Source organism: Leifsonia sp. PARNA 1/14 (assembly GCF_055720965.1).
In genome coordinates, this window is the sequence record NZ_JBVQSP010000007.1 from 188,993 (window position 1) to 199,192 (window position 10,200).

Sequence of the window (10,200 nt, forward strand, 5' to 3'; positions counted from 1 at the left end):
CCGTGCGAGCGAAGGAGCGAACCATGACCGACGGCGTCCTGTCCGGAGTGCGCGTCGCCGACTTCTCCCGTGTGCTGGCCGGACCCTACGCCACGATGATGCTCGCCGACTTCGGCGCCGACGTCGTCAAGGTCGAGAGCCCGGCCGGCGACGACACCCGGGCGTGGCGTCCCCCGGTCGACGACGCGGGCGAGTCCACGTATTTCGGCGCGGTCAACCGCAACAAGCGCTCCGTCGTATGCGACCTGACCACGCCGGAGGGACTCGGCGCCGCCCGCTCGCTCGCCGAGTCGGCCGACGTGGTCGTCGAGAACTTCCGGCCGGGAGTCATGGAGCGGTTCGGGCTCGACGAGCAGTCCCTCCGCCGGGCCAATCCCCGACTGGTCTACTGCTCGATCACCGGTTTCGGGCGCGACGCCGGCGCCGACCTCCCGGGCTACGACCTCCTCGTGCAGGCCGTCGGCGGCCTGATGAGCATCACCGGGCCGGCCGACGGCGAGCCGAGCAAGGTGGGCGTCGCGCTCGTCGATGTGCTCACGGGCCAGAACGCGCTCGCCGGCGTCCTGCTCGCCCTGCGCGAGCGCGACCGCACCGGGCGCGGCTCGCGCGTCGACGTCGACCTCCTCGGCTCTCTGCTCGCAGCGCTCACGAACCAGGCGTCGAGCACGCTCGCCACCGGCCGCTCGCCCGCCCGGCTGGGCAACGCGCACCCGAGCATCGCCCCGTACGAGCTCTTCCGCGCGGCCGACCGTGAACTCGTCGTCGCCGTGGGCAACGACCGCCAGTTCGCGGCCTTCGCTGCCGCGCTCGGCCTCCCGGAGCTGTCGGGCGATCCCCGGTTCGCGACCAACGAGGAACGCGTGCGCAACCGTCACGAGCTCCGCGACCTCCTGCAGCCTGCGCTCGCCCGGCGCGACGCGGCCGACTGGGTCGCCGACCTCGGCGCGGCGCGGGTGCCCTCCGGCCTCGTCAACAGCGTCGCGGAGGCCTTCGCGTTCGCGGAGGCGCTGGGCCTCGACCCGGTGACGACGACCGTCGACCCGGCCACCGGACGGACCTCCCGCCAGACCGCGAATCCCATCCGCCTCGACACGGCCCCCGCCGTGCACCGCACGCCGCCGCCGCTGCTCGGCGCGCACGACCCCGCGTGGGCGGACACCGACTCCGCCCGCACCGAAAGGACCGCTCCATGACCTCCGCCTCTGCCGCTCTCGACGACGCGTTCAGCATCGACCACCTCCTCACCGCGGACGAGTTGCGCTGGCGCGACGACGCGCGGCGGTTCGCCGGCGACCGCATCGCCCCGGTCATCGCCCAGGACTTCGAGGACAAGCACTTCCGCGCGGAGTTCGTCGCCGAACTGGGCGCCCTCGGTGTGCTCGGCATGCACCTGAAGGACCCCGGCTGCGCGGGAGCGGGTGCGGTCGCGTACGGCTTGGTCTGCCACGAACTGGAGGCCGTCGACAGCGGCTGGCGGACCTTCGTCTCCGTGCAAGGTTCGCTGGCCATGAGCGCGATCTCGAAGTTCGGCTCCGACGAGCAGAAGACCGAGTGGCTCGCCCCGATGGCCCGCGGCGAGCGCATCGGCTGCTTCGCGCTCACCGAGCCGCGGGGCGGCAGCGACCCGGCGGCCATGACCACGCGCGCGCGCCGCGACGGCGACGACTGGGTGATCACCGGCGCCAAGCGGTGGATCGGGCTGGCGTCCCTCGCCGACGTCGCCGTGGTCTGGGCTGCGACGGAGGACGGGGTGCGGGGATTCGTGGTGCCGACGACGACTCCGGGCTTCACCGCGACACCGATCGACGGCAAGCTGTCGATGCGCGCGTCGGTGCAGTGCGACATCGTGCTCTCCGACGTGCGGGTTCCCGGATCGGCGATGCTGCCGGGTGCGCGCGGCCTCTCCGGTCCGTTCTCCTGCCTCAACGAGGCGCGTTACGGCATCGTCTGGGGCGCGATGGGCGCCGCGCGGGCCTGCCTGGAGGTCTCCATCGAGCGTGCGACGACCCGCGAGGTGTTCGGTCGCCCGATCGGTGCGACGCAGTTGATCCAGCAGAAGCTCGCGGACATGCTCGTGGAGTACGAGAAGGGCATGCTGCTCGCCCTGCACCTCGGCAGGCTCAAGGAGGCCGGCCGGCTGACTCCGACCCAGATCAGCGTGGGCAAGCTCAACAGCGTCCGGGAGGCGCTCGCCATCGCGCGGGAGGCCCGCACCATCCTGGGCGGGGACGGCATCACGGACGCGTTCCCGGTGATGCGGCACATGGCCAACCTGGAGTCGGTGCGCACCTATGAGGGCACCGACGAGATCCACACGCTCGTGCTCGGGCGCGCGCTGACCGGATTGGCGGCGTTCTGATGGGTGACACCGGCGGCACCGCTCCCGCGTCCCCCGCTGTCACCGTCGACGCGGCGGCCACCGCCGCGGGTTCCGCCGCGATCCTCCCGACCACTCGCGCGGAGCGCGCGGATTGGCTCGACGCGCTCGCCGACGCGCTGGAGGCCGACCGGGCCTCCCTCGTCGCGCTGGCGGCCGAGGAGACGCACCTGTCGGAGGCGCGGCTCGACGGCGAGGTCACCCGCACCGCCGCTCAGTTGCGGTTCTTCGCCGGCGTGGCGCGCGAGGGGGGATACCTGGAGGCGACGGTCGACTCCCCCGACGCCACGCTGATCCCGCCGCGGCCCGACCTGCGCCGCATGCTGCGGCCGGTCGGACCGGTCGCCGTGTACACGTCGTCCAACTTCCCGTTCGCGTTCTCCGTGCTCGGCAACGACACCGCGTCGGCGCTCGCCGCGGGCGCTCCGGTGGTGGTCAAAGCGCATCCCGGCCACCCACGACTGTCGCGGCGCACGGCGGAGCTCGCACTCGGGGTGCTCCCCCGCGGCTGGTTCGCCCTCGTCGAGGGCATGGAGGCCGGTGTCGCGCTCGTGCAGCATCCCGCCGTGCGCGCCGCCGGCTTCACCGGGTCGGAACACGGCGGCCGCGCCCTGTTCGACCTCGCGGCCTCCCGGCCGGATCCGATCCCGTTCTACGGCGAGCTCGGCAGCATCAACCCGGTGATCGTCACGCGTGCCGCCGCCCGCGAGCGCGCCGCCGACATCGCCGCCGGGCTCGTCGGCTCGTTCACACGCGACGCAGGCCAGTACTGCACCAAGCCCGGCCTCGTGTTCGCGCCGTCCGGGGAGGGCGTCGACGACGCCGTGACCGCCGCACTCGGCTCGGCTCCGGCCTCCCGTCAGCTGACCGACGGGATGAGCGCGGCCTACGTCGACGCCCTCGAGCTGTTCGGCGCCGACGACTGCGCGACGGTGCTGCTCGGCCGCGACGAGCCGGGAGCCTCGGTACCGGCCGTCGTACTGACGGATGCGACGGCGTTCCTCGCGGAGCCGGAGACATTCCTCCAGGAGCGGTTCGGCCCCGTGACCGTCCTCGTCTCCTACCGCGACGAGGACCTCCCCGCGGTGCTCGCCGCGCTGCCGCCGTCGCTCACTGGGACGATCCATCGCGGAGCCGGTGAGGATGTCGCAGCGCTGGCGGCCGCCCTGACGCCGATCGCGGGACGCCTGCTGTTCGACGGCTGGCCCACCGGTGTCGCGATCGGCTGGGCGCAGCACCACGGCGGGTCGTGGCCGGCGACCACCGCGAGCATCCACACGTCGGTCGGTGCGACGGCGATCCGTCGCTGGCTGACCCCGATCGCCTACCAGGACGCGCCGTACGACGTGCTGCCGCCCGAGCTGCGCGACGGCAACCCGCTCGGCGTCCCGCGCCGCGAGTCCTGAGGCCGGGCGCATCGCGCAGACGCTCGTGCGCCGCCCCCGCCTGCGCAGATCACTCCCCGATGTACGACATCACGTGCTTGATGCGCGTGTAGTCCTCGAACCCGTACATCGACAGGTCCTTGCCGTAGCCGGAGTGCTTGAAACCGCCGTGAGGCATCTCGGCGACGATCGGGATGTGCGTGTTGATCCAGACACAGCCGAAGTCGAGCCCCTTCGCGAAGCGCATGGCGCGGCCGTGGTCCTTCGTCCAGACGGACGATGCGAGGCCGTACTGCACCCCGTTCGCCCAGCGCAGGGCCTCCGCCTCGTCGCTGAACCTCTGGACGGTCTGCACCGGCCCGAAGATCTCGTTCTGCACCGCCTCGTCGTCCTGCCGCAGACCGGAGACGATCGTCGCCTCCCAGAAGTAGCCGCGGTCGCCGTGGCGACGGCCGCCCAGCTCGACGTTCGCGTGGTCGGGCAGCCTGTCGACGAAACCGCTCACCTGGGCCAGCTGGTCGGCGTTGTTGAGGGCGCCGTAGAGGATGCCCTCCTCGCGCGGCGCACCCGTGCGGGCGTTCTCGCGTGCATAGTGGGCGAGAGCGGCGACGAACTCGTCGTGCACGCCTTCCTGCACCAGGAGGCGGGTGGCGGCGGTGCAGTCCTGGCCGGCGTTGAAGTAGCCGGCCGCGACGATGCCCTCGACCGCCTTCTGGATGTCGGCGTCGTCGAAGACGATCACCGGAGCCTTGCCGCCGAGCTCGAGGTGCACGCGCTTGAGGTCGAAAGAGGCGGCCCGGGCGACCTCCATGCCGGCGCGCACCGACCCGGTGATCGACACCAACTGCGGGGTCGGGTGATCGATCATGGCCGCGCCGGTCGTCCGGTCGCCGAGCACGACGTTTAGCACGCCGGCCGGGAGGAACTCACTGGCGACCTCGGCCAGCAGCAACGTCGAGAGCGGGGTGGTGTCCGACGGCTTCAGCACCGTCGTGTTGCCGGCGGCCAGCGCGGGCGCGAACTTCCACACCGCCATGTTCAGCGGGTAGTTCCACGGGGTCACCTGGCCGACGACGCCGATCGGCTCGCGACGGATGAACGAGGTGTGGTCGGGCATGTACTCGCCGGCCGACCGGCCCTCCAGGTTGCGGGCGGCACCGGCGAAGAAGCGGATCTGGTCGACCGACAGCAGGATCTCGTCCTCCACGAGCGTGCCGCGCGGCTTGCCGGTGTCCTGCGACTCGGCGTCCGCGAACTCCTCCGCGCGCTCCTCCATGGCGTCGGCGATCCGGAACAGCGCGAGCTGCCGCTCCGCCGGCGTGGTGCGGCCCCAGACCTCGAACGCCTCCTGCGCCGCCCGGTACGCGTCGGCGACGTCGTCGACCGTGGAGACCGGCGCCGTGGCGTAGACGTCCTCCGTCGCCGGGTCGATCAGGGCGATGCTCTCGTTGCCGCGGGCGTCGGTGCGCGCGCCGTTCACGAAATTGGCCAGTTCGGGGGCCGTCGGTGTGCTCGTCGGCGCGTTCGGCTGTGAACTCATGCCCGGGAGTCTACTGATTTCGTCGGTCAATCGGTCAGGAATGTGCGGATTCGCTTGCTAGACAGCTTCTCCACTGACAGAATCGCTCCATGAGTTCCCCTCGGGCAACGAACGGCACGAAGGCTGCGGTCATCGACGACGTCTCCAAAGCGATCATCGAGCAACTGCAGGTCGACGGTCGCAAGTCGTACGCCGAGATCGGCAAAGCGGTCGGTCTCAGCGAGGCGGCGGTGCGTCAGCGCGTGCAGAAGCTGACCGAGTCGGGTGTGATGCAGATCGTGGCCGTCACCGATCCGATGCAGCTCGGCTTCTACCGCCAGGCGATGATCGGCGTCCGGGTCACCGGCGACACCCTGGTGATCGCCGACAAGCTCGCGGCGATGCCCGCGGTGGACTACGTCGTCCTCACGGCGGGGACGTACGACATCCTCGCCGAGGTGGTGTGCGAGAACGACCTCGACCTCATCACGATGCTCAACTCCGAGATCCGGACGCTCGAGGGAGTGCTCTCCACCGAGACGTTCGTGTACCTCAAACTCCACAAACAGTTCTACAACTGGGGAACGCGATAACCATGACGACAACCGTTGAAACGTTCGGCGAGCCCATCACACCCGATGACGCAGACCTGCAGGCGAAGGCACGCGACCACCTCTGGATGCACTTCGCGCGCCAGTCGGTGATGGAGGAGGGACACGGCGTCCCCATCATCACACGCGGCGAGGGCCACCACATCTGGGACGATCACGGCAAGCGCTACATCGACGGCCTCTCCGGGCTGTTCGTGGTGAACGCGGGCCACGGCCGCAAGCGCCTCGCGGAGGCCGCGGCGAAGCAGGCTGAGCAGCTCGCCTTCTTCCCGATCTGGTCGTACGCCCACCCCAACGCGATCGAGCTCGCCGACCGTCTCGCGCACTACGCACCGGGCGACCTCAACCGCGTCTTCTTCTCCACCGGAGGCGGCGAGGCGGTCGAGACTGCGTTCAAGCTGGCCAAGTACTACTGGAAGCTGCAGGGCCGCCCGACCAAGCACAAGGTGCTCTCCCGCTCGGTCGCCTACCACGGCACCCCGCAGGGCGCGCTCGCGATCACGGGCATCCCGGCCATGAAAGAGATGTTCGAGCCGCTGACGCCCGGAGGCTTCCGCGTGCCGAACACGAACTTCTACCGCGCGGGTGAGATGGGGGCCCCGACCGACGACATCGAGGCCTTCGGCGTCTGGGCGGCCAACCGCATCGAGGAGATGATCCAGTTCGAGGGTCCGGAGACCGTCGCCGCGATCTTCCTCGAGCCGGTGCAGAACTCGGGCGGTTGCTTCCCGCCGCCTCCCGGCTACTTCCAGCGCGTCCGCGAGATCTGCGACAAGTACGACGTGCTGCTGGTCAGCGACGAGGTCATCTGCGCCTTCGGACGCATCGGCCACATGTTCGCCTGCGACCAGTACGGCTACGTGCCCGACATGATCACCTGCGCCAAGGCGATGACCTCCGGGTACTCCCCCATCGGGGCGACGATCATCAGCGACAAGATCTACGAGCCCTTCAAGCACGGCAACACGTCGTTCTACCACGGCTACACCTTCGGCGGTCACCCGGTGTCGGCGGCCGTGGCCATGGAGAACCTCGACATCTTCGAAGAGGAGGGCCTCAACGAGCGGGTCCGCGAGAACTCGCCGCTGTTCCGCGCCGAGCTCGAGAAGCTCCTCGCCCTCCCGATCGTCGGCGACGTGCGCGGCGACGGCTACTTCTTCGGCATCGAGCTGGTGAAGGACAAGTCGACGAAGGAGACCTTCGACGACGACGAGTCGGAGCGCCTGCTGCGCGGCTTCCTCTCCAAGGCGCTCTTCGACGCCGGCCTCTACTGCCGCGCCGACGACCGTGGCGACCCCGTCGTCCAGCTCGCCCCGCCGCTCACGATCGGCCCCGACGAGTTCGTCGAGATCCGGCAGATCCTCGAGTCGGTGCTCACCGAGGCGAGCAACCACCTGTAAGCAGCACCCGGCACGACCCGGAGGAGTCCGCGCACCGCACCACCGAGCGGGGCGCGGACTCTTCCGTTCTCGGGCCCGAAATCGAAGGAGTGTCGTGGACTACCGCAGCGTCGGCTACTGGTTCGACTCGATCACCGAAGCGGAGGACGGCTTCCGGCCCCGACCGGCCCTGGCGGACGATGCGACCGTCGACGTCGCGATCGTCGGCGCCGGCCTCACCGGGCTCTGGACCGCCTATTACCTCCAGGAGGCCGACCCGGGTCTGCGCATCCTGCTGCTCGAGCGGGAGGTGGCCGGCTTCGGCGCCTCAGGCCGCAACGGCGGCTGGTGTTCAGCGCTGTTCCCGTGGTCGGCGTCCGCGCTCGCCGCCCGCTACGGGCGCGAGGCCGCGGTGGCCCAGCGGCAGGCGATGGTCGATACGGTCGACGAGGTCGGCCGGGTGGCCTCCACCGAGGGCATCGACTGCGACTACGTCCGCGGAGGTACCGTGACGTTCGCGCGCGACCGCGTCCAGCTTGCAGCGGCCCGGGCGGAGTTCGCCGAATCCGAGGAGTTCGGCGTCGACCGGGTGACGCTGGCCGGAACCGAGACGGTGCGTTCCCGGTACGGCGTTCCCGACGCCGTGGCCGCCACGATCACACCGGCCTGCGCGCGTGTGCACCCGGCCAAGCTGGTGCGCGGCATGGCCCGTGCGGTCGAGCGCCGAGGCGCCGTGATCGCCGAGCAGACGGAGGTCGTCGACTGGCGCGACGGAGTCGTCCGCGTGCGCGCCGCGGGCGTCGAGCGCACGGTCACGGCCGGAACGGTGGTGAACGCCACCGAGGGATATGGATCGCAGCTGAACCAGGTCGGCCGGCGCATCCTCCCGCTCTACTCGCTGATGATCGCGACCGAGCCGCTCTCCGACGCGGTGTGGGAGCGGATCGGCATCGAGCACGGCCAGACCTTCGCCGACTTCCGCCACCTGATCGTCTACGGGCAGCGCACCGCCGACAACCGCATCGCGTTCGGCGGCCGGGGAGCGCGTTACCACCTCGGAAGCGCCATCCACACCTCCTACGACCGCTCGCCACGCGTGCGCGACCACCTGGTCCGCACCCTCGGCGAGTTGTTCCCCGCCGTCGCCGGCGTGCGGATCACCCACCACTGGGGCGGTCCGCTGGGAGTTCCGCGCGACTGGCATGCCGCGGTCGGCCTCGACCACGACGCGCGGGAGGCCTGGGCCGGCGGCTACGTCGGCGACGGGCTGAGCACCACGAACCTCGCCGGGCGCACCCTCGCCGACCTCATCGCCGGCCGCCGCACCGACCTCACCGCGCTGCCGTGGGTGGGCCACCGCTCACCGCGCTGGGAGCCCGAGCCACTGCGCTTCCTCGGCGCGAACGCGGGCCTCGTCGCTATGGAGGGCGCCGACCTCGAGGAGCGCGCCACCGGCCGCTCCTCCCTCATCGCCCGCGCCATGGCCCCGCTCACCGGCCACTGACGCTGGAGGCGCAGCTAGTTGTCCTCGAAGCGGAGGTGACGGACGCTGCGCCCGTTGCGGCGGACGAGCCGCAGCGACTCGACGCCGATCCGGATGTGCCGCTCGACGAACTGCGCGGTCACCCCGCGGTCGCTTTCGGCGGTCTTCACGCCCTCCGGGATCATCGGCTGATCCGACACCAGCAGCAGGGCCCCGCTCGGGATGTGGTTGGCGAAGCCGGCTGCGAACACCGTCGCCGTCTCCATGTCCACCGCCATGCAGCGGGTCTGCCGCAGGTAGGTCTTGAAGGTGTCGTCGTGCTCCCAGACCCGGCGGTTGGTCGTGTAGACCGTGCCGGTCCAGTAGTCGTGGCCGAAGTCGCGGATCGTGGTCGAGACACCGCGCTGGAGCTGGAACGCGGGCAGCGCAGGCACCTCCGGGGGCAGATAGTCGTTCGACGTGCCCTCCCCGCGGATGGCCGCGATCGGCAGCACCAGATCCCCGAGCTTGTTCTTCTTCTTGACCCCGCCGCATTTGCCGAGGAAGAGCGCGGCCTTCGGGCTCACAGCGCTCAGCAGGTCCATGATGGTCGCCGCATTCGGGCTGCCCATGCCGAAGTTGATCATGGTGATGCCGTCGGCCGTCGCGTTCGGCATCGACCGGTCCGTGCCGCGCACCTCCGCGCCGTACCACTCGGCGAACCGATAGACGTAGTCGCCGAAGTTCGTGAGCAGGATGTGCTCGCCGAACTCCTCCAGCGGCGTGCCCGTGTAGCGGGGCAGCCAGTCCCGGACGATCTCGACCTTCTCTTTCATCGGCCCTGCTCTTTCATCGCTCCCCCTCGTCCCGGATGATGCCCAGCGTAGAGGACCGCGCTCAGCCCACCGTGGTGCCGAGCAGCGCGCCGATCGCGAACGTCGCCGCGAGCGCCAGCGCCCCTCCGATGACGACTCGCAGCATCGCCCGCCCACGTGATGCGCCGCCGATCCACGCGGCGACGTACCCGGTGATGGCGAGGGCGATGAGCACGATGACGAATGTCAGCGGGATGCGGATGTCGGGTGGGGTCAGGATGGTCAGCATCGGGAGGATGCCGCCGATGGTGAAGGCGATGGCCGAGGCGAACGCGGCGTGCCAGGGGCTCACGACGTCGTTCTGGTCGATGCCGAGCTCGGCGGAGAGGTGCGCGGCGAGGGCGTCGTGCTCGGTGAGCTCGATCGCCACCTGCCGGGCCGTCTCGGGTTTCAGGCCCTTCGCCTCGTAGAGCCCGGTCAGCTCGGCGAGCTCCTGCTCCGGCATTTCCGCGAGCTCGCGCCGCTCCTTCGCGATGAGCGCGTGCTCGCTGTCGCGCTGGCTGCTGACCGACACGTACTCGCCGAGCGCCATCGAGATCGCGCCGCCGACGAGGGCGGCGAGACCGGCCGTCACGATCGCCGGCACGGATGT

9 protein-coding genes are annotated in these 10,200 nt (G+C 70.7%); 6 read left to right on the forward strand and 3 right to left on the reverse strand.

Annotation, left to right across the window (positions count from 1 at the left end; genetic code table 11):
* The first annotated feature begins 23 nt into the window (after positions 1–23).
* The 3 genes from AC0HS0_RS18120 to AC0HS0_RS18130 are packed head-to-tail and all read left to right on the forward strand — an operon-like array spanning position 24 to position 3,783.
* On the forward strand, positions 24–1,193 hold the full coding sequence (locus tag AC0HS0_RS18120) for a CaiB/BaiF CoA transferase family protein (RefSeq protein ID WP_472965539.1): 1,170 nt from the start codon (positions 24–26) through the stop codon (positions 1,191–1,193).
* The gene (locus AC0HS0_RS18125) at positions 1,190–2,359 is read left to right on the forward strand and encodes an acyl-CoA dehydrogenase family protein (RefSeq protein WP_472965540.1); all 1,170 of its coding nucleotides are present in this window, start codon (positions 1,190–1,192) and stop codon (positions 2,357–2,359) included. Before AC0HS0_RS18120 ends, AC0HS0_RS18125 begins: the two co-directional genes overlap by 4 nt.
* Entirely contained in the window at positions 2,359–3,783 is a 1,425-nt protein-coding gene (locus tag AC0HS0_RS18130) for an aldehyde dehydrogenase family protein (RefSeq protein WP_472965541.1), read from the forward strand. Before AC0HS0_RS18125 ends, AC0HS0_RS18130 begins: the two co-directional genes overlap by 1 nt.
* A gap of 49 nt (positions 3,784–3,832) precedes the next feature.
* Here the strand turns inward: AC0HS0_RS18130 and AC0HS0_RS18135 are convergent, their stop codons facing one another.
* The gene (locus tag AC0HS0_RS18135; protein WP_472965542.1) at positions 3,833–5,302 is read right to left on the reverse strand and encodes a gamma-aminobutyraldehyde dehydrogenase; all 1,470 of its coding nucleotides are present in this window, start codon (positions 5,300–5,302) and stop codon (positions 3,833–3,835) included.
* A gap of 89 nt (positions 5,303–5,391) precedes the next feature.
* Between AC0HS0_RS18135 and AC0HS0_RS18140 the strand changes: the two genes are divergently transcribed.
* The 3 genes from AC0HS0_RS18140 to AC0HS0_RS18150 all read left to right on the forward strand — a co-directional run bounded on the left by AC0HS0_RS18140 (position 5,392) and on the right by AC0HS0_RS18150 (position 8,775).
* Positions 5,392–5,874: an Lrp/AsnC family transcriptional regulator gene (locus AC0HS0_RS18140; RefSeq protein WP_472965543.1), complete on the forward strand. Its 483-nt coding sequence runs from the start codon at positions 5,392–5,394 to the stop codon at positions 5,872–5,874.
* Positions 5,875–5,876: 2 nt separating this feature from the next.
* Entirely contained in the window at positions 5,877–7,292 is a 1,416-nt protein-coding gene (locus tag AC0HS0_RS18145) for an aspartate aminotransferase family protein (RefSeq protein WP_472965544.1), read from the forward strand.
* A 94-nt stretch (positions 7,293–7,386) separates the two neighbouring features.
* A complete protein-coding gene (locus AC0HS0_RS18150; RefSeq protein WP_472965545.1) occupies positions 7,387–8,775 on the forward strand; it encodes an NAD(P)/FAD-dependent oxidoreductase in 1,389 nt (462 codons plus the stop codon).
* 14 nt (positions 8,776–8,789) lie between these two features.
* Here the strand turns inward: AC0HS0_RS18150 and AC0HS0_RS18155 are convergent, their stop codons facing one another.
* Positions 8,790–9,569 carry an AMP nucleosidase gene (locus tag AC0HS0_RS18155; protein WP_472965546.1) on the reverse strand — a complete coding sequence of 260 codons (780 nt, stop codon included), beginning with the start codon at positions 9,567–9,569 and terminating at the stop codon, positions 8,790–8,792.
* 61 nt (positions 9,570–9,630) lie between these two features.
* Positions 9,631–10,200: VIT1/CCC1 transporter family protein (locus AC0HS0_RS18160; RefSeq protein WP_472965547.1), on the reverse strand; the 570-nt coding region annotated here is incomplete at its 5' end.